Annotated in this window: 23 protein-coding genes; 10 read left to right on the plus strand and 13 right to left on the minus strand. The window is 56.2% G+C overall.

Features of this window, described 5'->3' with window-relative positions:
* Positions 1–9: 9 nt before the first annotated feature.
* Both E3E27_RS09995 and cgi121 read right to left on the minus strand, forming a co-directional pair.
* A complete protein-coding gene (locus tag E3E27_RS09995; protein ID WP_014789296.1) occupies positions 10–1,188 on the minus strand; it encodes a pyridoxal phosphate-dependent aminotransferase in 1,179 nt (392 codons plus the stop codon).
* Between the two features lie 86 nt (positions 1,189–1,274).
* Positions 1,275–1,682 carry a KEOPS complex subunit Cgi121 gene (gene cgi121 / locus E3E27_RS10000; RefSeq protein WP_167774462.1) on the minus strand — a complete coding sequence of 136 codons (408 nt, stop codon included), beginning with the start codon at positions 1,680–1,682 and terminating at the stop codon, positions 1,275–1,277.
* A gap of 209 nt (positions 1,683–1,891) precedes the next feature.
* On the opposite strand from cgi121, the gene E3E27_RS10005 reads away from it, so the two are divergent.
* The 4 genes from E3E27_RS10005 (at position 1,892) to E3E27_RS10020 (ending at position 4,535) form a co-directional block, all read left to right on the plus strand.
* Positions 1,892–2,083 carry a ribbon-helix-helix domain-containing protein gene (locus tag E3E27_RS10005; protein WP_014789298.1) on the plus strand — a complete coding sequence of 64 codons (192 nt, stop codon included), beginning with the start codon at positions 1,892–1,894 and terminating at the stop codon, positions 2,081–2,083.
* 65 nt (positions 2,084–2,148) lie between these two features.
* Complete coding sequence (gene ftsZ, locus E3E27_RS10010) at positions 2,149–3,402, plus strand: cell division protein FtsZ (protein ID WP_014789299.1); 1,254 nt, start codon at positions 2,149–2,151, stop codon at positions 3,400–3,402.
* Between the two features lie 31 nt (positions 3,403–3,433).
* Entirely contained in the window at positions 3,434–4,204 is a 771-nt protein-coding gene (locus E3E27_RS10015; protein WP_014789300.1) for a ParA family protein, read from the plus strand.
* A complete protein-coding gene (locus E3E27_RS10020) occupies positions 4,191–4,535 on the plus strand; it encodes a hypothetical protein (RefSeq protein ID WP_014789301.1) in 345 nt (114 codons plus the stop codon). Before E3E27_RS10015 ends, E3E27_RS10020 begins: the two co-directional genes overlap by 14 nt.
* A gap of 68 nt (positions 4,536–4,603) precedes the next feature.
* Here the strand turns inward: E3E27_RS10020 and E3E27_RS10025 are convergent, their stop codons facing one another.
* The 6 genes from E3E27_RS10025 to E3E27_RS10050 all read right to left on the minus strand — a co-directional run bounded on the left by E3E27_RS10025 (position 4,604) and on the right by E3E27_RS10050 (position 9,373).
* Positions 4,604–5,059, minus strand: a complete 456-nt coding sequence (locus E3E27_RS10025) for an adenylyltransferase/cytidyltransferase family protein (protein WP_167774463.1) — start codon at positions 5,057–5,059, stop codon at positions 4,604–4,606.
* Position 5,060: 1 nt separating this feature from the next.
* Positions 5,061–5,579, minus strand: a complete 519-nt coding sequence (locus E3E27_RS10030) for an RNA-binding protein (protein WP_167715506.1) — start codon at positions 5,577–5,579, stop codon at positions 5,061–5,063.
* A 2-nt stretch (positions 5,580–5,581) separates the two neighbouring features.
* Entirely contained in the window at positions 5,582–6,214 is a 633-nt protein-coding gene (gene pyrF / locus E3E27_RS10035; RefSeq protein ID WP_167774464.1) for an orotidine-5'-phosphate decarboxylase, read from the minus strand.
* Positions 6,215–6,218: 4 nt separating this feature from the next.
* On the minus strand, positions 6,219–6,821 hold the full coding sequence (locus E3E27_RS10040; RefSeq protein ID WP_014789305.1) for a DUF4443 domain-containing protein: 603 nt from the start codon (positions 6,819–6,821) through the stop codon (positions 6,219–6,221).
* Positions 6,822–6,884: 63 nt separating this feature from the next.
* Positions 6,885–8,033, minus strand: a complete 1,149-nt coding sequence (locus E3E27_RS10045; RefSeq protein ID WP_167774465.1) for an inositol-3-phosphate synthase — start codon at positions 8,031–8,033, stop codon at positions 6,885–6,887.
* Between the two features lie 41 nt (positions 8,034–8,074).
* Entirely contained in the window at positions 8,075–9,373 is a 1,299-nt protein-coding gene (locus E3E27_RS10050; RefSeq protein ID WP_167774508.1) for a bifunctional L-myo-inositol-1-phosphate cytidylyltransferase/CDP-L-myo-inositol myo-inositolphosphotransferase, read from the minus strand.
* Between the two features lie 93 nt (positions 9,374–9,466).
* Here E3E27_RS10050 and E3E27_RS10055 point away from each other — a divergent pair, with 93 nt between their 5' ends.
* The gene (locus E3E27_RS10055; protein WP_167774509.1) at positions 9,467–10,144 is read left to right on the plus strand and encodes a TIGR00289 family protein; all 678 of its coding nucleotides are present in this window, start codon (positions 9,467–9,469) and stop codon (positions 10,142–10,144) included.
* A 5-nt stretch (positions 10,145–10,149) separates the two neighbouring features.
* Here the strand turns inward: E3E27_RS10055 and E3E27_RS10060 are convergent, their stop codons facing one another.
* A complete protein-coding gene (locus E3E27_RS10060; protein ID WP_167774466.1) occupies positions 10,150–12,729 on the minus strand; it encodes a hypothetical protein in 2,580 nt (859 codons plus the stop codon).
* 163 nt (positions 12,730–12,892) lie between these two features.
* Here E3E27_RS10060 and E3E27_RS10065 point away from each other — a divergent pair, with 163 nt between their 5' ends.
* Together E3E27_RS10065 and E3E27_RS10070 are read left to right on the plus strand one after the other, a co-directional pair.
* Positions 12,893–13,654, plus strand: a complete 762-nt coding sequence (locus E3E27_RS10065; protein WP_167774467.1) for an ABC transporter ATP-binding protein — start codon at positions 12,893–12,895, stop codon at positions 13,652–13,654.
* Between the two features lie 9 nt (positions 13,655–13,663).
* Positions 13,664–15,127, plus strand: a complete 1,464-nt coding sequence (locus E3E27_RS10070; protein WP_167774468.1) for a hypothetical protein — start codon at positions 13,664–13,666, stop codon at positions 15,125–15,127.
* On the opposite strand, the gene E3E27_RS10075 is transcribed toward E3E27_RS10070, so the two are convergent.
* The 3 genes from E3E27_RS10075 to E3E27_RS10085 all read right to left on the minus strand — a co-directional run bounded on the left by E3E27_RS10075 (position 15,117) and on the right by E3E27_RS10085 (position 16,915).
* Positions 15,117–15,473, minus strand: a complete 357-nt coding sequence (locus E3E27_RS10075) for an Mth938-like domain-containing protein (RefSeq protein ID WP_167774469.1) — start codon at positions 15,471–15,473, stop codon at positions 15,117–15,119. The genes E3E27_RS10070 and E3E27_RS10075 overlap by 11 nt on opposite strands.
* A gap of 4 nt (positions 15,474–15,477) precedes the next feature.
* On the minus strand, positions 15,478–15,987 hold the full coding sequence (locus E3E27_RS10080) for an NUDIX hydrolase (protein ID WP_167774470.1): 510 nt from the start codon (positions 15,985–15,987) through the stop codon (positions 15,478–15,480).
* A gap of 82 nt (positions 15,988–16,069) precedes the next feature.
* Positions 16,070–16,915: a carbohydrate kinase gene (locus tag E3E27_RS10085; protein WP_167774510.1), complete on the minus strand. Its 846-nt coding sequence runs from the start codon at positions 16,913–16,915 to the stop codon at positions 16,070–16,072.
* 122 nt (positions 16,916–17,037) lie between these two features.
* Between E3E27_RS10085 and E3E27_RS10090 the strand changes: the two genes are divergently transcribed.
* The 3 genes from E3E27_RS10090 to E3E27_RS10100 are packed head-to-tail and all read left to right on the plus strand — an operon-like array spanning position 17,038 to position 18,777.
* Positions 17,038–17,355, plus strand: a complete 318-nt coding sequence (locus E3E27_RS10090) for a Gar1/Naf1 family protein (protein WP_014789315.1) — start codon at positions 17,038–17,040, stop codon at positions 17,353–17,355.
* A gap of 6 nt (positions 17,356–17,361) precedes the next feature.
* The gene (locus E3E27_RS10095; protein WP_048152149.1) at positions 17,362–18,273 is read left to right on the plus strand and encodes a transcription initiation factor IIB; all 912 of its coding nucleotides are present in this window, start codon (positions 17,362–17,364) and stop codon (positions 18,271–18,273) included.
* Between the two features lie 9 nt (positions 18,274–18,282).
* Positions 18,283–18,777: a metallophosphoesterase gene (locus E3E27_RS10100; protein WP_167774471.1), complete on the plus strand. Its 495-nt coding sequence runs from the start codon at positions 18,283–18,285 to the stop codon at positions 18,775–18,777.
* 39 nt (positions 18,778–18,816) lie between these two features.
* Here E3E27_RS10100 and hpkB read toward each other — a convergent pair whose 3' ends face one another.
* Positions 18,817–19,020: an archaeal histone HpkB gene (hpkB, locus tag E3E27_RS10105; RefSeq protein WP_014013473.1), complete on the minus strand. Its 204-nt coding sequence runs from the start codon at positions 19,018–19,020 to the stop codon at positions 18,817–18,819.
* Positions 19,021–19,234 lie beyond the last annotated feature (214 nt).

A 19,234-nucleotide genomic window follows, 5' to 3' on the forward strand; every position in this document is an offset into this window, starting at 1 on the left:
GGACCTCCCTCAGAGCTTTGAAAGGGCCTCGTGCATTCTCTCCATGGCCTCTTTAAGCTGGCTCTTCTTGGTGGCGTAGCTTATCCTTATCCAGCCCTCGCCAGCCTTTCCGAAAGCGGTTCCCGGAATCACCACCACCCTGGCGTTGTCGAGGAGCCACTCCGCGAAGTCTTCGCTGCTCATCTCAAGCTCGGGATCAATCTTGGCCCAGATGTAGAAGGCGCCCTTGGGTCTGAAGGGGGTTATGTGGGGCATCTTGTTGAGGTACTTGAGGACGAGCCGCCTCCTCTCGGCGTAGGTCTGGCGCATGGCCTCGACAGCTTCCCAGCTGCGCTTGTCGCGAAGGGCCGTAATTCCCGCTATCTGAATGAAGGACGTCACGTTGCCGATGACGTAGGCGTGGAGCTTTATCATATCCCTTATGACCTGGGTCGGGGCGATGGTGAAGCCCAGTCTCCAGCCGGTCATGGCAAAGGTCTTGGAGAAGCTGTTCGCCAGAATCGTGTTGTGCGGGGCGTACTTTATCATCGGGTAGTGCTTAGCTCCTTCGTAGAGGAAGTGCTCGTAGGGCTCGTCGCTGAGAATGTAGAGGTTGTAGTCCTCGGCTATGTCAGCTATCGCCTTGACGGTCTTCTTCTTGAGGACGGCACCCGTCGGATTGTTGGGATAGTTTATGACGAGCATTCTGGTGCGCTTTGTAATGGCCTCGACCAGCTCGTCCGGATCGAGCTGGAACTCTCTTTCTTCACGGAGGGGGATCCTTATGATGCCCGCCTCAGATATCTTGGCGTCCTCGACATAGCAGACGAAAGCGGGGTCGGGAATGATTACATCATCGTCCTGTTCCAGGAGGGTCTGGAATGCGAGATAGGTTGCCTCGTAAGCGCCGGCGGTGACGATTATATCCTCGGGAGAAACATCAACCTTGTAGTGTGTCTTGTAGTACTCGGCTATGGCCTCGCGGAACTCGGGGATTCCGGCGTTGGGGGTGTAGTGCGTATAACCCTCGTCGAGGGCCTGTTTGGCGGCTTCCTTTATGACCTGGGGGGTGTCAAAATCGGGTTCGCCTATCCCCAGGGATATTACGTTCTCCATCTTCTTGGCTTTTTCGAAGAGTTCCCTGATTTTCGAGCGCTGAATAAGGTTTATTCTGCCGGCGAGGAAGTATTTGCGCTTTTTGTATCTCATGGGAGCATCACCTCAGGCAGTTCGAAAGTAATGGCGGGATTTTATAAACCTATCCGACACAAAGCACAGAAATGGCCATTGTTTGTCTATAAAACTTCAACGAGCGCGGCTTTTTCGAAAAATCTTTTCGATTTTTCCTTGTTGCAGTCGATGAGAGGCAGCTCCTCCAGACCCAGCTCCGCAAGAATTTCCTTGGCTCTCTCCCCGCTGCCGAAGACTACGAGGTAGTTCTCACCCTCCCCTGCCCCGTGGTTCTTTATCGCGTCCTTTATCTGGAGCGTTCCAGCCAGGCGGAGCAGCATCTCTCCTCCAAGGGTTTTGGCGTGGTTGGTGCCCCTTTCAAACGAGCGCATTGCCAGGAGTGCCGCGAAGGCCACTTGTTCCCAGCAGTCTGCCTTTACAACTTGAAAGTCGCCACCTATCTTTGGTATCAACTTCTCAACGTTTTTGACCAGTACCCTGGCGATGTGGAGATTGTCGGTTATCCCTTTCATCTGTTCACCCCGTGCCAGCTGGAAACTTTGGCGTTAAAACCCTTTCTGGGTCTCTCGGGCGTTTGAGTTGTTGTATTTTTTGCTACTTTAGATTTTTTCAAAAATTTTTTGAGAATCATATTATTTTGATAATATCAAGCAAGCGCAAAGTATTTAACTAATTAAACCACTATTTATTTCAGCGGCTTGCTGAACTAGGTGGTGCAGAGATGACCAAAATGCGTATCATCAGTGTACAGCTCCCTCAGGGACTGATAAACGCCATGGATCAGCTCGTCAGGAAGGGTGTATATCCCAACAGGAGCGAGATTATCAGGGAAGCCATACGCGAGCTTTTGAAGAAGGAACTCTATCAGCTTGAGATCGAGGAGCGTTCAACTCCAGATTACGTCCTGAAATAAGCCGCTTCAATCAACGGTTAAATCAAATTGCTGCTGATCAGTCCAAGTTTGGGGGGTTGGGGCATATGGTATTCAAGCTGTTGGAACAGGCCGGAATCAAGCTGGATCTCGATGAGGGACCCAGGGCGCCTCAGATGGAGGGATTCTCCGACGAGAACCTTGAGGATCTCATAAAGATAGTCATAGTTGGCGTTGGCGGCTCTGGCAATAACACGATAACCAGACTTTTTGAGCTCGGTGTTCAGGGTGCTGAGCTTATAGCAATGAACACTGACGCCCAGCACCTTGCCAGGACGAAAGCCCATAAAAAGCTTCTCCTCGGCAAGGAAATAACCCAGGGTAAGGGTTCCGGTGGAAACCCCGAGGTTGGCTACCGCGCCGCCGAGGCGAGCGCCCATGAGATTGCCGAGACCATCGGTGACGCCGATCTTGTGTTCATAACCGCTGGTATGGGTAACGGCACCGGTACAGGCGCTGCTCCGGTTGTTGCGAAGGTCATAAAGGAACGTGCCAGGCACAACGGTCGCTTTAGGGAACCGCTCGTCGTCAGCGTTGTAACCTACCCGTTCAAGAACGAGGGCAAGATCAGGATCGAGAAGGCCAAGGCTGGTATAAAGGCCCTCATGTACTACTCGGACACGGTCATCATCATCGAGAACGACAAGCTCCTCAAGCTCGTTCCGAAGCTCCCGATAAACGCCGCCTTCCGCTTCGCCGACGAGATAATAGCCAGAATGGTCAAGGGCATCACCGAGACGATAAAGCTCCCATCGATGGTGAACATCGACTTTGCCGACGTTTACAGCGTCATGCACAACGGCGGTGCGGCCTTGATAGGAATAGGCGAGAGTGACTCAAGCAACAGGGCGGTCGATGCGGTCAAGAACGCGCTCGAAAACAAGATGCTCGAGGTTGAGTACGGAAGCGGCGACAGGGCTCTGGTTCACTTCACAGTCGGACCAGACGTGAGCCTCGGTGAGATAAACGACGCCATGAACATCGTCTACGAGAAGCTTGGCGAGAAGAGCGAAATCAAGTGGGGTGCAAGGATAGACGAGGATATGGGTAAAGTGGTAAGGGCAATGGTCATAATGACCGGCGTTAAGTCCCCCCACATACTCGGTGGCGAACACGCCCTCCAGGTTGGCTCGTCGATGAAGGACAACATAATAGCCCCCGAGCCTGTCAAGCCGTTCAAATCCAAGGACGGAGATTTTGATAGAATCTTCAACGCGATATCCGGTAAACCCGAGAAGAAGGGAAGAGAACTCCCACCCTATGCGAAAAGGGTTCTCGAAGACTTCATTGACATCGCCTGATTTTCCCCTTTACCATTTAGCGGGTGATTCTATGGCAGTGGTTATTAGCGTAGCCAACCAGAAAGGCGGCGTTGGAAAGACCACCCTGACGATGAACCTCGCCTATGCCCTCTCGGCGATGGGCAGGAAGGTCCTGGTGGTGGACATTGACCCCCAGTTCAACCTCACGTTCGGTCTGATCGGAATGGACGTCCTTCAGTACGGCAACAGCAACGTTGGAACCCTCATGACAAGGGAGAGCGACATCGAGGATACGATAGTTGAGGTCAGGGAGAATCTGCACCTGGTACCGAGCCATCTCAACCTTTCGGCCAAGGAAATAGAGATAATCAACGCATACAACCGCGAGAGAAGGCTCGAAAAGGCCCTACTGCCCGTCCTTCCAGATTACGACTACGTTCTGATAGACAACCCTCCGAGCATGGGGATATTCCTTGTGAACTCACTGACTGCCTCAGATTACGTTCTCATTCCCCTAGAACTGAGCTACTTTGGCGTCATAGGAATGCAGCTGATGTTCAATTTGATGCGTATGATACGTCAGGAAACTAACGAGAACCTTAAACTCCTTGGCCTAGTTCCCAACAAGTTCACCCGTCAGACCAAGGTTCCGAAGATGCGCCTCAAGGAGCTCAGGGAGACCTACCCCGACGCGCCCATTCTGACGACGATTCCAAAGGCGATAGCTCTGGAGAAGGCCCAGAGCCAGGGCATGAGCATATTCGAGTTTGAGGGTGATGGACGGGCCGCCAGGGCCTTCAAAAAGCTCGCCCGCGAGGTGGTTGAGATTGTCGAAGGATAAAATCCCAAAGCTCTTCGATGGTTCCGTCAATGAGCTCACCCGGCCGTCGAAGCCTCGAAAGAGGGAGGATAAGGCTCCTTCAAGATCGGCCGAGCTGAAGAAGGAGAAGATGCAGAAGACCCTTTACATAAGCAGGGACATGAACAGGAAGCTCATTGAGCTCTATGGGGAGGAGGGCAGGAGGCAGAGCGCCATCGTAGAGGACGCTGTCAATCTTTACTACTACCTCCGCCTTGCCCTGGGGGAGAAAAAGTTCGAGGAACTCCTCAGCGCCGTGAAGAGAGAAGACCCCGACTTCCTTAGGGACTACATAGAGAAGTTCAAGCTCTGATGTTGATTGGGACCCACTGTTGAAATAACCCGCTAAAATCACGCCCCAACTCCCGGCCCGGGTTGAGGCTAGTCGCAGTAGGCCTCGACTATTCTTCTTATTATCTTGCTCGTCTTCGCCCTGTCGCTCTTGTAGAGGTAGGGTATCCTTATTACCTCCGCGTCGATGCCGTGTTGTCTGAGTGCCTCCTTAAGCCTCTCGCAGTTGAAGTCCTGATCCGGGCCTATGGCCACTATGTCGGGGTTTATCCTCCTCACCAGCTCGTAGTTTATTCCTCCAGGTGAACCAATGTAGACCTCGTCCACGTACTTTATAGCCCTCAACAGCTCCGCCCTGTCCTCAGCGGGATTGACAGGTTCCCTCCCCTTCCTTCTCCTGACCGTGTCGTCGTGGGAGACTATCACTATAAGCTCGTCGCCCAGCTCCTTAGCCTGCCTCAAAAAGTGAATGTGGCCGACATGGAGGAGGTCGAAGACGCCCCCCACCAGAACGCGGATTCTCCGCTCCACCCGCCCTTCTCCCATCTCAGCCCACCGTCAGCTCCCAGATCCTGTCCTTTGCGTGGTGTATGTTCTTCACAGCCTTTCCCTTGGGCTTCTCCTTCATCGCCTTTCCGTCCATGAGTGCTATGCCTATGGCGAGGGGCCTTCCGTAGTCCTCCTCAACCACGAAGACGAAGTCGCCCTCCCTTATGCCCTCATCGGCGTCGGTTATCCCTGCTGCCATGACGTCGGCACCCTTTATTATGAAGGGCACCGCACCGGCATCGACCACCACCCTTCTCGGCCACTTCCTTAGGTCTTCCTCGTTGGAAAGCTCGTAGAGCGCTATGACGAGCGGGAAGATGAGGCCCTTCCTCCGTATGAAGAACGGCTTCCCGTTCACGAGGAGTATCTCGGTTGTCTTATCGAACTCCGCCACCTCGACGCGGTCCTTCTTGTTCAGCATCTTCCCTGCTATTTCCTCGCCGAATATCTCACTCATCTCCCTTATTATCTCCTTCACTTCCTTCTTGCTGAGCGGGTGCTTGACCTTAAGCTCCATCTTCACACCCCCGCTATCTCCCGGTGGAGATTTCTCGCGGCTTCCCTTGGATTCTCACTCGCATAGATAGAGCGGCCCACGATGACGTAATCGGCACCGGCCGTTAAAACTTTGCCTGCCTTTCCTCCCTGTGCCCCAACACCGGGGGTCAGGATTTTGATTCCGGGTTTCAGCTTCGAGCGTATGTATGCAACGCGCTCCGGCCTTGTGGCCGGCGCTATAACGCCGAAGGGCTCAAGCTCGTTGGCGAGCTCGATCAGCTTATCCGTCGCTGGTTGGATAAATTCCTCTGCACCCGGGTGGCTCATCTCGACGACGATTATCGTCTCCCCAAGCTCCATGATGGCATTGAGGCTGTCCCTTCCGACGAAGCCGTGGGCTATGATGTAGTCGGCCCCGGCATCAAAAACCCTCTTCGCTATGAGCCTGTTGGTGTTCGGAATATCTGCCAGCTTAAGATCTGCTATCACCGGCAGTCCGGTCACCTGCCTGAGTTCGGTGATGATGCCCAAACCCGAGCCTATTATCAGCGGCCAGTTCACCTTCACGGCCCACAGGTAGTCAGCGGTGCATTCCGCTATCTCCAGGGCTCTCTCACGTTCGTAGACGTCAAGGGCAAGTATGAGTCTCTTCATGGCTTCACCTCACAAGGGACCTTATCTCCTCCGGCAGTTCTCCCTCTTTCAGGGTGAGCGCGACGTGATATGCGCTCTTCATGGCGTCGGCTTCCTTCTCTGCCCACGTTACCACTACGAGGTCATTATCCTCCAGATTGAACGCCCCTTTAATTTCCCCCGCAAGCCCGGGCATCGTCTCGCTCAGCGGCCTTTCGTCCTCGGGGAAAACTGGCTCTCCGTTCTTCACAACGAGTATCATTGCTCCCTTTGCAAAGAACCTTACTGCCTCGTCCCTGAGCTCGATGCTCTTGAATTCGGGCGGGTTTTTCACGAGAATGGCGTGGGCTGGGTAACCATCGACCTCCCCAACCTTATGAACCTCTGAGAAGTGCTTCGAGAGCCTTTCAAGGAGCTTCATTCCACTATCGTTGAGAGAGTGCCCACGCTGGGTGGAGCTTATGACATCGAGGGCGGCAAGTTTCTTCAAAAGCGTCCTAACACTCCCTTCGCCGAGGTCAAGAACCTCTGATATAGCCTTTCTTCCCGTCGGGTTCTGAAGCATGAAAAGAACCGCAACGGCATCTTCAAGAGTGAACTCAGGATAGGCTCCCCTCTTCCAGCTCATCGGCTTCCCTCCGGAAGAAATAGGATTGATGGGATTAAAAGGTTTGTTGGAAGAAGAGGGGAATCAGAGCCACCTGGGCTCGAGGCCGGCCCAGATGCGCATCTTCTCGTGGGCTATGATGCGCGGTATGTTGGGCCTGTCCTTCGGTCCCGGGTTCTTCATGTAGAAGGCGTTTACCTCGTAGACGGTTCCAAAGGCCTTCTTCTCAATCGCTATCTTTCCGAGCCTCGCGAGGTCGACGAGAAGGCCAGCTAAAGCCGGGCTGTCGTTTATCCTTCCGGTGATGACGAGCTCGTCGTGGGCGCCGTTGAAGCTGACGTACTCGATGTGCATCGCTATGAACTTCTTGTCGCCGAGGGGCTCGAGGAAGCCGGTGGGCTTGATGTAGTGCGGCGCGTCGTAGCCGAGTAGTTCCTTGACAACCGAGCTCTTGGTGAACTCCTTGCTCTTGTTCCTCTCCTTGTCGGTGAGGGCCAGGAAGTCGTTGTTTCCGCCGATGTTGAACTGGGCTATGTCGAGGACGTAGCGGTTCCTCTGGGCGAGGTGGCTGAGGACATCGGCGGTGAGCGGGGTTGCGCCGGTGGCACCATCGTCGCCGAAGATAACGAGGTTGCTCTCCTTCGCGAGCTCGACGAACGCCGGGTCGTTGGTGATGAGCGTCGGAATCGCGTTGACGAAGGCAGCGCCACCGACCTCCTTGGCGTATTTCGCTACAGCGTAGGCGTAGACCTGCGTTGCCGTGAGCCTGTCCTTCCTGTCCTCCTCGATGGCCTTCTCAAGCTCCTCCCTGCTCCCGAAGGGCACGAAGGCCTCGGTGGTGCAGACGTTTATGAAGACCTCGGCACCGAGCTCCTTCCACTCGTTCACGAGGTACTCGACCGCCTCGCTGAGAGTCATCTCGTCGTCGAGGCCGGTAGCTTCAAGCGGGAGGTTCCTGAGGCTCCTCAGGTGGATTCCCTTTCTTATGGTTATCCCCTTGAGGCTCTCCGGAGCTTCGCTGTCGTAGGTCTTAACAACATCGTAGAGGTCCTTTCCGACCTTGCTGGCATCAACGTCGTAGGAGCCGACTATCTCGATGTCCTTAATCTTGATTGGGAGCTCATCGGCAAGGGGGACGCCGTAGGGCTCCATCTTTCCGGCCTTTATCTTCTCAAGCCCGCTCGCGAAGATGCTGGCAACGTAGCCCTGTCCGAGTATGACAACCTTCACCATTTTCTCCACCTCCTCAGTTGCTCTAAGATATTTTACAACAGTTAAATAGTTTTCGGCTGCAAAACTTTTCGGGAAATTAAATACGCCGTCAGGATAACCCTCGGGTTTGTCAAGACGGCCATCAGGAGGAAGAGCGCCTTGACCGAGACGTTCGAAGGCCAGAGCAGGAACAGCATGGTTATGAAGACCCTCTCGTCCCTCTTTCCGGGAAGTCTTCTCAGGGCGGGGACTTCCCTGTAGGCGTCCCTGCAGAAGGCGGCCTTAAACCTCTCGGTAGAGTAGCTGACCATGACAGAGCCAAGCAGAGCGAGGAGGGCAACGAGATACCAGAGGGGCTCCCTTAGGGTCGAATAGGCCAGCAGGGCTAAGAAAGCCCCGTCAACGTAGCGGTCGAGGAGGGAGTCGATGTAGCCGCCGAACCTGCTCGTCCTCAGCTGTGCCCTGGCAAGCTCGCCGTCAACTCCGTCGAGGATAGAGCTGAGCTGGTAGAGTATCCCGGCCAGAGGGAGGCTGACGAGGGTTAGAAAGGCCGAAAGGATTCCAAGGGCAAATGTAAGGGCTGTCATCTCGTTCGGGGTGACCTTCTCGGCGAGGAGGTAACTGACCCTCGTCGAGATTTTCCTGTTGATGCACCTGCTGATGAAGCCGTCGCCCGTTCCCTTCACCGCTGTGAAGACGAGCATCTTTCTGGCCCTCTTTAGCTCCTCAGGTGTGTCGACGTCGGTCCAGCCGAGACCGTCAACGAAAGTCACCCTAAGCCCAGCCCGCTCAACGACCTCGCTCAGCTGGTAGTCACCGCCCCGCTCTTCCTCGAGCCGGGCAGTTACCTCGAAGATGCCCTCATCGAGGACGAAGAAGCCCGTGTCTATTGCGTCCCACTCTTTCAGCCCCTTCCCGATTCGCTCGACCCTGCCGTCCCTGATTTTGATCTTTGTGGCCTCTTCAACGTCAATCCACCCCGGTTTCCTGTCCGCTATCAGGCCGTCTCCCTTTACAGCGCGCTCGATGAAGGCCTCGCTGTAGACGTGGTCGCTCATCACCAGAACAAACCGCCCGGAGACGCGGTTTCTGGCCAGGTGGAGCGAGTGGCCGTTGCCCTTCTCGGGCTCTGGGTTTACCACCAGCTCGGCGTTGAAGCTGTGCCTTTCAATGAACTCCTGGTAAAGCGGGGCGTAGCGCTCGTTGGTTACGATTACAAAGCGTTTGATGCCGTTTTTCTGGAGCAGTGCCATCGTTCGATAGAGAATTTCCCTTCCCGCAACCTTGAGGAGGCCCTTGGGCCTGCCCCCGATCCTCGTGCCGAGGCCAGCCGCTAGAATCACCGCCGTCCCTGGGGTCATTGACATCACCTTTTTAAGTCCCTCGATGTGGCATCAATCGGGAGAACCGAGATTAAATTAACCACAGGTGATTTAAAATTTTCGGTGGTGAAAATGCGCGTCGCGGTGCTCTATTCGGGCGGTAAAGATTCCAACTACGCCCTCTACTGGGCGCTGAGGCAGGGCTTTGAGGTGAAGTACCTCGTCTCGATGGTCAGCGAGCGCGATGACAGCTACATGTACCACGTGCCGAACATACACCTCACCGAGCTCCAGGCTAAAGCCATAGGGATTCCCCTCGTCAAGGGCTTCACGAGCGGCGAGAAGGAGAGAGAGGTAGAGGACATGAAGGCCGTCCTCGAAGGGCTGAAGATTGAGGGTGTCGTTGCCGGAGCTCTGGCGAGTGAGTACCAGAAGAAAAGAGTCGATAGGGTGGCGGAGGAGCTTGGGCTTGAGAGCTTCGCTCCTGCCTGGCACCGCGATCCAATAGATTATATGCGCGAGCTGGTGGAGATTTTCGACATTGTGATGGTCGGGGTTTCCGCCTACGGCCTGGACGAGAGCTGGCTCGGGCGGAGGATAGACGAGAAGGCCTTAGATGGGCTGGTAAAGCTCCACGAGAGGTATAAAATCCACGTCGCTGGCGAGGGTGGCGAGTTCGAGACCTTCGTCAGAGATGCACCGTTCTTCAGGGCGAGGATAGTTTTCGACGAGGTCGAGAAGAGGTGGAACGAGTGGGAGTATTCCGGGGTTCTTGAGGTGAAGAGGGCGCACCTTGAAAGAAAAGGTTGAGGGCCTCAGGGCCCTATGTAGGCGCTCATGTACACCGTGGAACAGCCACCGGAGACGCCACAGACGTCGAAGTCCTTCCCTCCCCAGGATCTCCTCGGGATTCCAGAGAACGGGTCCCAGTGGAAGTTCCCGCCGTCGAGGAGGAGCGTTATGCCGAACGTCCCCATCGGGTCGTCGTCGTTGCCCCACTTGCCGGAATCCTCCTCCCAGCCGTCGTACTCGACGTAGACGAAGGGCGTCCTTATGCTGCTCAAATTGACCAGGGTGAGCCCGAAGGGGATTATCTTGACGGTGTTCCCGTTTATGACCCCGTGGTCGAGCTTGCCGTCGGAGAAGTCCCCCACCGAGAAGCCCACCGTTCCGCTACTCCTGTCGAGCTTTGGATAGGCGTAGGCCACTCCCTCTGGAACCATCGTCGTGATCTCCCCTATGAGGGCGTCATCGATCTCGGCATTTCCAGGAGTGAAACCGGTGGAGGCCCTGAAGAAGGCGTAGTACTCGTCGTCGCCCCACTCGGTGTCCTTCGTGAAGAGCAGTCCATCGGCTGACAGTTCGAGCCTCGCGTAGCGCGCCGCCCTTGGAAGGTCTACCTCGTAGATGATGTAGGTGACCACCATGTTGCCGTCCTTCGAGACCGACCTGACGAGGTAGCCGTCGCTGTAGTCCCTCCTCGGGTCGAAGGATATCGTGTCGTAGCCCACCCTGTCCGGCGGTGCGCCGAAGAGGTTCGCTAAAGCCTCGCCCCAGAAGTGGCTGGCGCTCTCGCCGGTCTCCAGCTGGTGGAGGAGCATCACCCCTGTGTAGCCGTGCTCGACGAGGCTCGATATCTCGCCCGTCGCGAGGCCTACCGCGGCATCGAGGAGGAAACCTGCGCCGAGCTTGACGTACGTTCCGAGGTCGTCGTTGTCCCAGCCGGTCGTCTTGACGAATATCTCCTGGTACTTCTTAGCTTCGTCGAGGGGCATCGCCAGGACAGGGTAGCCGTTCGTGAAGGGCCAGTCCGGCCTTGCCGCGTTCCTGTCGTGGTACAGGAGCCTGCTGTGGTCTTCTGCCTCAATCCAGAGCCTGAGCGGGTAGCCGAAGACGTAGATGGGGCTGTACTCGATTTTATTGAGGTTCTCGTAGTAGTTCGTGCCGTAGGCCCACGAGACGAGGCTTATCTCCCCCTCGGCCTCGTCCTTGTTGCCCTTGATGTAGACGTCCTCGACCACGACAACGATGTACCTGTCAACGTCCTCCTCTATGCTCAGCCCGCTGGTGGCGTTGAACCAGAGGTTCCCCTCGGCCGGGAAGCGGTTTTCTAGGACGGGGTTAGAGAACCAGAACCGGAACTCCCTCCACGGGATTATGGAGAAGAGGTTCTCGACCGTGAACTCCACGTAGGGGCCGAGTTGCGTTTCCCCGCGGATGACGTCCTCCTCGCGGTAAACGCTCCCGGAGCTGTCCTTGAGCTGGAAGTGGCTCGACCCTATCTCCGCGTACCAGTCAAACTCGCCGTTGTCGGTGCTGTCTATGAACATGTCGCCGGGTATGAAGTCCTCGTACGTTTCCTCGTCCTTGAACTGGAGCCTGAACTTCACGTCATCGCCGAGAACCTCGGCGTACAAAGCTACGCCGCCCTCGGCGTCGCCGTAGTAGGCCGGGGCGTAGTAGTCAATCCTCCCCAGGTTTGCTTTTATGATGAACTTCCCGGTCTCGGGGTAGCTGAACCTCTGACCGGTCTTCGGATCCTCTGGGTTGCCCTCTATGCGCATGAAGACTGTGTCGGGGAATATCTCCGAGAAGTTCTCGACGGTGAACCTCACAATTGAGCCATCTATCTCGACGCTCCCCTTTTGGACCTCGGTGAGGCCGCCTCCGGTAACGCTGTAGAGCGTGAAGCTTCCCAGGTAGAGGTGGAGCTCCCATCTCTCGCCAAACTCCTCGCCGGTGTCGAACTTAAGGATTGTAGGCCTGTAGGACGCTATCACCCTACCCTGGAGGTCCCTCAGCTCTTTGATATGAACGTATTCCCTTGCCAGCTCCTCGCTCTCGAACTTTATCGTGAGGGCAACGCTCTTCCCCGGCTCGCGGGACGAGGTCAGTATCGAGACCCACTCCACTATCTCGCCGTTGGGCTCGCTCGCCATGCCCGTCAGCGGGCCGGCGTAGGTCAGGTTGCTGTTAAGCCTGTAAATTGGGATTATCGCGGGCGTTAGGTTGACGTTGAGGATCGGGAAACCAATGCCCGTCCCGTTTTCGTTCCTCTCACCGGCCTCGCAGCCGAGGTCCAGATCCGAGTTCTCATCGCAGATGACGTTGCCGTCCTCGTCGAACTGGAGGCTTTCGTTGGCGGGGGTTTGGGTTTCCGTTGATGTCCTGGTCTCCGTTTGAGTTTGGGTTTCCGTCTGGGTTACGGTCTCGGTCACCGTCTCGGTTGTCCCCTGGGTCTCCGTTGTTGTGCTCTCGCTTATTCCTCCTTCCCAGCTGTTCTCGCCGGTTTGGGAACCGGTCTCTGTGGGTGAAGGGGTGTTTCCAATGCACCCCCCAATGATGACTAACGCGCTCAGTAAAACAAGAACCAATATCCTTGAGGTTTTTTTCATACACGCACCTCCAAGTCCAAACCCTGGCCTGAAAAAGAAACGCCACACACGGGTTTGGATTGGTACAACTCCGGCGCCATTTTATTTAAGGATACCTCTGATGAATCACTCTTCAGAGGATAAACTTTATTAATCCGCCTGGATTATCACAATCGGTGGTAGAATGATCGAGGTTGAGGACCTCACCAAGGGCTTCGGCTCGACGATGGCCGTTAAAGGAATAACCTTCACCGTTGCCGACGGCGAGATTTATGGCCTCCTCGGCCCGAATGGGAGCGGTAAGAGCACGACGATGAAGATTCTGGCGGGCATACTGCAGCCTACCTCCGGGCGCGTCGTTGTTGGAGGCATTGATGTTGACAAGAACCCCATTGAGGTTAGAAGGATAACCGGCTACGTTCCGGAAACGCCGGTTCTTTACGAGAGCCTCACACCGGTTGAGTTCTTCAACTTCGTGGGGAGCGTGAGGGGGATTCCGAAGGAAGAGCTCCAGGAGCGCGTTGAAACGCTCGTCAGGGCCTTTGGCATAGAGAGCTACCTCGGTGAGATGATAGGTTCGCTCAGCTTTGGAACGAGGCAGAAGGTGTCTCTCATAGCGGCCATGCTCCACGACCCGAGGGTTCTGATCCTTGACGAGGCCATTAACGGCCTTGATCCCAAGAGCGCGAGGATTCTGAGGGAGCTTCTGCTCCAATTCCGAGATGAGGGCAAGAGCATTGTCTTCTCCACTCACGTTCTTGCGCTGGCCGAGACGATATGCGACCGCGTTGGCGTCATCTACAACGGCGAGATAATCGCCGAGGGCACGGTTGAGCAGCTGAAGGAGTTTGCCCACGAGGAGAGCCTGGAGGACGTTTTCCTCAAGCTCACCGAGAGCCAGGACGAGGTTGCTGGAATAGTTCAGGTCCTGAAGGAGACCCTCTAAGGTGGGAGTATGTGGGAGATAGTCAGAATCCTCTACAAGGAACTCCACTACAGGCGTTTGAAGAGCAACCCTCAAGTGGCGGCCGACCCAGAGAGGTTCAGGAAGCAGCTCAAGAACGCCGGTGATATAAAGCGGGGTATAGCTCTCCAATCGGTCGCCTTCCTCTTCTTTGGGTTCATGATGGCGGGAGCGGTGCTTGGGGCGGAGGACGAAAAGAGGGCGGTGATCCTGTTCGCGACCTACGCGATGCTTCCGTTCATAATGGCTCTCTACGCAACGACGGTGAATGCCTCCTACGCGGTCTCGATGGGGATTTTCGAGCCCCTTAAGCCGCTCCCGGTTAAGACGGGCGCTAAGTACCTCAGCCTTCTCCTGGCGATAGACAACGTCCCCGCGGTCATAGCCCTCCTGCCTGTGGCGGCTGCGATGACCTTTAAGTACGGCGCCCCCGGCCTCGTTGGCCTGCTCTGGGTGCTCGTCGGCGCTTTCCTCGGCCACGTTCTCGGCTTGATGGTGTTCACCTTCTTTGGCTCCGCCAGCGTTGGTGGCAGGTTCTCGAAGCTCAGAACCCTCGCCAGAACCCTCGGCGTTCTGCTCTTCATAAGCATGTTCTACGCCCTCAACTATCTCCAGGAGTACGTGAACGAGCACTACGAGGAGATCCTGCCCTTCTTTGCCCGGTACTCCATAGCCTACCCCTTCTCGGTCGCCTCGATAACCGAGCCACTCCACTCACTCCTGATTCTCCTCGGCTACCTTGCGGTTCTCGTTCCGCTCTACCGGTTCGTTCTCGGGAGGCTCTGGAGCAGGCTGGAGGAGGGGGCGAGGGTTTCCCACGCAAGAATCGTCCGCTTCAAGGCCGAAACTCACCACCCTGTTCTGGCCCTCGCGCTCAAGGATTTGAGAATAGTCTTCCGAAAGAGCGCCCTGCTCGTAGGTTTGATATTCCCCCTCTTCATAATCCTTCCGAGTGCGGTGGGGATCCTTACCTCGGGAAAGATTGGAGATTGGGCGCTCGCCTCGGTTCTCCTAATGATAGCCTGGGTGGCCTCGGTCGGGGTCGATACGGTCCTCAAGATAGATGGAAAGGAGTTCGAGTTCCTGAGGAGCCTTCCGATAACAGTCGGCCAGTTCGTGAGGGCAAAGCTCCTCGTCATGAACGCCGTCCCCGTCACCGCTGGGGTGGGACTTGTCTTGGTGGCTTCCTACATGGACCTGGGAGCGCTCCGGTTTCTCCCAGCGGCTCTCGTGCTGCCCCTTCTCACCTCCTCTGTGGCGATGGCCTTCTTTTACTGGGGCGAGCGGGAGCTTTCAGTGCCGGAAACCAACTTCGGCCACGTGCTGGCGCTGATGATACTTAACGGAATCGCCCTCGGAACCGTTGCCGGAACCTGGTACTTCATTGGCTACCCCTACGCGCTGGCGGTGGCGGCCCTGGGGGTTCTCCTCGTTCAGAGGGCCATCAGCAGGTGACGTGAAAGATTCCAAGGGTCTTTTTCCTTCCCCACAGCTCGTTGAAGAGCTTCACGGCCTCGCCGGTCGGCTTTTCGATGACCTCTTTGCCCTTCACCAGCTCCCTGCTCTCCGGAAGAAGCGACAGGTAGCCGTAGAAGCCTGTACCAACTACCAGGACGTCGAAATTCTCCTCAAGGTACTCCCTCAGCTCGTCGGGGTCGAGCTTATGACTCGTCCCGTGCTTGTCCTTGCTCAGCCACTTTTTGCGCCTCTCGATTTTTCCGCTGGGATAGATCACGATGTCGTGCTCGTAGACCTTTCCATCGACGACTATCTTCCCGAAGGCGGGATATTCAAGCTGCATAACGTCACCTCACGCCCAGTGCGTCCTTCAGGATCTTTTCGTGGTCGAACGCTAGTGGTAACTTAAGCGCCTCGTCTATTGGGACAACGTGCACTTCCTTGGCATCGTCCCCCGCCTTCAGCTTTCCCGAGCCGACCGCCAGAAAGGCCGCCGTCACTGTATGTCCCCTGGGGTCTCTGTTGGGGTCTGAGTAAATCCCCACCAACCTGATGAGCCTTACGTCGAGGCCGGTCTCCTCCCTCGCCTCTCTGACTGCTGCCTCTTCAACGGTCTCACCGTACTCCACGAACCCACCGGGTAAAGCAAAGCTGTCCTTGAAGGGCTCGTGCTTCCGCTTTATGAGGACGACACCGTTGTTGTAGAGTATCACAACGTCCGCGGTCAGGCCTATGCAGCGGCGCATCTCCACCTTCAGCTCCGGGTGCTTCCTTGATAAAAACTCCATCAGCTCTTTCTTAACCGGTTCAACGTTGTAGTCCCTTGGTGCCTTTACGAGAAGGACGTAGCGGTCCATGGGATCACCTCAGCCCCCGCTTTTCATCACGACTCAGCATGCTGACGTTTCATCATCGGTGATTAAACTCCGTGGAGTTCCCTTATATTCCTGATGCTTGGCGAGCGGGCTTAACATCAACCTCCCTCGCCAGTTCGTTCACTTCCTCCAACGGGAACGAGAAGTGACGGTGCTTTAGAAAGAGCGCGGTGAATGCGGCGGCCCTCTTGAGGGCCTGCACGAAGGGACACTCGCGGTAGAAGTACGAGAAGGAAGCCAGGAAAACGTCACCGGCACCGGTGGACTCGTCCACTGCGACCTTGACGGGACGGTAAACGTGCTTCCTGCCCCTCAAGTAGGCTGTTCCCTCGTCTCCACCCTGTGAAACTAAGAGAACCTCCACGTCGCCGGGTTCAATTCCCTTCACTAGCGTCATCTCCGAAGCTTCCCCGTGGAGAACCTTTACCCCCCTGAAAACAGAGCCGTCAATGTCCTTCAGCTTCACTCTTCCAGGTTCTGGGGGCCTTATGAAGCCCTGGACGTCCGCCCCGACGAAGCTGCTCCTCTCTCTAGCGAGTTCTATGCTTTCCGGTGGTACCTCTCCCGCCACGGGGTTAAGCAGTATCATGTCGTATCCCTTCTTTGGGAAGTCCGTTATTCTCTCCGCAACGGAGAGGAGGGTCAGCTCCCGGTTATCCCTGTCGAGATAGCGGAGCCGGTAAGAGGTGCTGTTTCGCGAGGGGATTACGTGGAGCCTTATCCCCGAAGCCTCGAGCTCCTCAAGCCATTTTCCTGGGAAGTCCTCCCCAACGCTCGTCAGAACCTCAACATCACAGAACCGTGACAGTGCCAGGGCGGAGTAGTAGGCCCCCCCACCGATGCGGTATTCGATTCCCGAACCCTTGACGATGACGTCCTTCACGAGGTGGCCGACGACCAGACACTTCATTTTGTCCGTCCCAATCTTCAATATTAGAGGGCGCACCAATAAAAACCTTTTGGAAATTTCCGAAAAGCTTATAAGGGCAAAAACGAAAAGCTTAAAAGGATATGTCCTTTTGGGGTGGGGCTATGAAGCGCCTGGGCAAAGTTTCTCACTACGCGAAGCAGGGGTTCTTGATTCTGCGCACCGACTGGGTACCTTCGCTCAACGACCCGGTGGTGGACAAGAAGCTCACCGTGGTCGGTGTAGTGAAGGACGTCTTTGGGCCAGTTAAGAGGCCCTACGTAGCTGTCAAGCCGCGCGTCAGAAATCCCGAGAACTACGTTGGTGCTCTGCTCTACGTTGATTCATCGAGGAAGAAGTCCGGGCACGCCAGGAAGGGCAGGCCCGGGAGGAAGGGTTCCAAGGGCCGCGGAAAGCGCCCTGCCCCCAGAAAGAGGGGGTGAGAGCTTTTGGCTGATAAGAACGTGTGTCCGATTTGTGGCTCCGATAAGCTGTTCTACGACCCGCGGAGGGGCGAGATTGTCTGTTCTGTCTGCGGTTACGTTGTTCAGCAGAATGTCGTCGATGAAGGTCCAGAGTGGCGCGCCTTCGACCCTGACCAGAGGGCCAAGCGCGCCAGGACCGGTGCGCCCATGACGTTGATGATACACGATAAGGGCCTCTCCACGGACATTGACTGGCGCGACAAGGACATACACGGCAACCAGATAACCGGAATGTACCGAACGAAGATGAGACGGCTTAGAATGTGGCAGAGGAGAATGCGCATAAACGACGCGGCCGAGCGTAACCTGGCCTTCGCCCTGAGCGAGCTGGACAGAATGGCGGCCCAGATGCGCCTCCCCCGGCGCGTCAAGGAGGTTGCGGCCTCGCTTTACCGCAAGGCCGTCATGAAGAAGCTCATAAGGGGCCGCTCCATTGAGGGAATGGTTTCTGCCGCCCTTTACGCCGCCTGCAGAATGGAGGGCATTCCTAGGACTCTCGACGAGATAGCTGCCGTTTCCAAGGTTACCAAGAAGGAGATAGGCAGGAGCTACCGCTTTCTTGCCAGGGGGCTGAACCTCAACCTCCGCCCCACCAGCCCGATAGAGTACGTGGACCGCTTTGGTGATGCGCTCAACGTCAGCGCGAGGACAAAAAAGAGGGCCAAGGAGATACTCCGCGAGGCCATAAAGAGGGGCATAACGAGCGGCAAGGGGCCGACCGGACTGGCGGCCGCGGCCCTGTATGTCGCCTCCCTCCTGGAGGGCGAGAAGAAGACCCAGCGTGAGGTGGCGGAGGTTGCACACGTCACCGAAGTGACTGTAAGAAACAGGTACAAGGAGCTGGTGGAAAAGCTCAACATAAACGTCCCGATCTGAGGGATAGCCTTGCTCATAGCGGTGACGAGCGACACCCACCACGGAGACAAGACGGGAAACGTTCCTTCTCTTCTTTTTCAAGCACTGGGTGAGCGGGGGCCGGATTTGATACTCCACGCCGGCGACGTCACCTCTCACGAGCTTCTGGAGAGACTGGAGGAGTTCGCTCCGGTTGTAGCGGTTCGCGGCAACGCCGACCGCCTCAGCCTGCCCGAGGAAAAGGTCGTCGAAGTCGGTGACGTCAGGATAGGCCTCCTCCACGGGCACCAGTTCTTCTCGCTCAACGCCCAGTTCCTGACGCTCAAGGCCCTGGACATGGGGGTCGATGTTCTCGTATTCGGCCACACGCACCGCTTCTACCACGATACCTATTCGGTTCATGGGAGAAGGGTGGTCCTCCTAAACCCCGGCTCGCCGACGTTTCCCAGAATGGACTCCGCGGGCTTTGCGTTTCTTGAAATCAACGGAGAAAACGTCAGGGTTGAGAGGGTGCGCTTCTGGTGAGAAGAGCTGGAAAAGCGTAAAAGTAGTGGAAAAGGGCCATCAGCTCTTGATGGCGAGCTTGATGTCCTCGGCCTTGACGGTCTTCCTGCCGGCGTGGTGAGCGAGATCAACGGCCTTCCTGGCGATCTCCATGGCCTTCTCCTCGAGGTGCTCGGCGAGGAGCTTCGCGGCGTCCTCGCTAACGCGGGCGGCGCCGGCCTTCCTTATAAGCCTGTCAACCGGGGCAATCGGCAACTCAGCCATTTTCCCAACCTCCTAAACGTTGTTTTGCAGGTATCTGCGTTCTATTCTAGGAAGGAAGGCCTATATAAACTTTTCGGCAACCGGGCGCTCTGGGGGGAATAATTGTCCTTTTTTGGTCTGCCAGTGGAGAAATCCCCCATCATCGGGTTGCCAACTTACTCAAGCGTCAATGCCAGCCTGAGGGCGAAGTTTTGAAAACCTCCATCTAGCCTCC

This window comes from Thermococcus sp. MV11, assembly GCF_012027285.1.
Taxonomy (GTDB): Archaea; Methanobacteriota_B; Thermococci; order Thermococcales; family Thermococcaceae; genus Thermococcus; species Thermococcus cleftensis.

Coding starts and splice junctions, on each gene's coding strand:
- E3E27_RS10015 (WP_014789300.1), top strand. CDS start 3,434: ATGGCAGTGGTTATTAGCGTAGCCAACCAGAAAGGCGGCGTTGGAAAG.
- E3E27_RS10065 (WP_167774467.1), top strand. CDS start 12,893: ATGATCGAGGTTGAGGACCTCACCAAGGGCTTCGGCTCGACGATGGCC.
- E3E27_RS10090 (WP_014789315.1), top strand. CDS start 17,038: ATGAAGCGCCTGGGCAAAGTTTCTCACTACGCGAAGCAGGGGTTCTTG.
- E3E27_RS10045 (WP_167774465.1), bottom strand. CDS start 8,033: ATGGTGAAGGTTGTCATACTCGGACAGGGCTACGTTGCCAGCATCTTC.
- E3E27_RS10005 (WP_014789298.1), top strand. CDS start 1,892: ATGACCAAAATGCGTATCATCAGTGTACAGCTCCCTCAGGGACTGATA.
- E3E27_RS10080 (WP_167774470.1), bottom strand. CDS start 15,987: ATGGACCGCTACGTCCTTCTCGTAAAGGCACCAAGGGACTACAACGTT.
- E3E27_RS10085 (WP_167774510.1), bottom strand. CDS start 16,915: ATGAAGTGTCTGGTCGTCGGCCACCTCGTGAAGGACGTCATCGTCAAG.
- ftsZ (WP_014789299.1), top strand. CDS start 2,149: ATGGTATTCAAGCTGTTGGAACAGGCCGGAATCAAGCTGGATCTCGAT.
- hpkB (WP_014013473.1), bottom strand. CDS start 19,020: ATGGCTGAGTTGCCGATTGCCCCGGTTGACAGGCTTATAAGGAAGGCC.
- E3E27_RS09995 (WP_014789296.1), bottom strand. CDS start 1,188: ATGAGATACAAAAAGCGCAAATACTTCCTCGCCGGCAGAATAAACCTT.
- E3E27_RS10030 (WP_167715506.1), bottom strand. CDS start 5,579: ATGGAGCTTAAGGTCAAGCACCCGCTCAGCAAGAAGGAAGTGAAGGAG.
- E3E27_RS10055 (WP_167774509.1), top strand. CDS start 9,467: ATGCGCGTCGCGGTGCTCTATTCGGGCGGTAAAGATTCCAACTACGCC.
- pyrF (WP_167774464.1), bottom strand. CDS start 6,214: ATGAAGAGACTCATACTTGCCCTTGACGTCTACGAACGTGAGAGAGCC.
- E3E27_RS10025 (WP_167774463.1), bottom strand. CDS start 5,059: ATGGGAGAAGGGCGGGTGGAGCGGAGAATCCGCGTTCTGGTGGGGGGC.
- E3E27_RS10075 (WP_167774469.1), bottom strand. CDS start 15,473: ATGCAGCTTGAATATCCCGCCTTCGGGAAGATAGTCGTCGATGGAAAG.
- E3E27_RS10040 (WP_014789305.1), bottom strand. CDS start 6,821: ATGAGCTGGAAGAGGGGAGCCTATCCTGAGTTCACTCTTGAAGATGCC.
- cgi121 (WP_167774462.1), bottom strand. CDS start 1,682: ATGAAAGGGATAACCGACAATCTCCACATCGCCAGGGTACTGGTCAAA.
- E3E27_RS10050 (WP_167774508.1), bottom strand. CDS start 9,373: ATGACCCCAGGGACGGCGGTGATTCTAGCGGCTGGCCTCGGCACGAGG.
- E3E27_RS10070 (WP_167774468.1), top strand. CDS start 13,664: ATGTGGGAGATAGTCAGAATCCTCTACAAGGAACTCCACTACAGGCGT.
- E3E27_RS10060 (WP_167774466.1), bottom strand. CDS start 12,729: ATGAAAAAAACCTCAAGGATATTGGTTCTTGTTTTACTGAGCGCGTTA.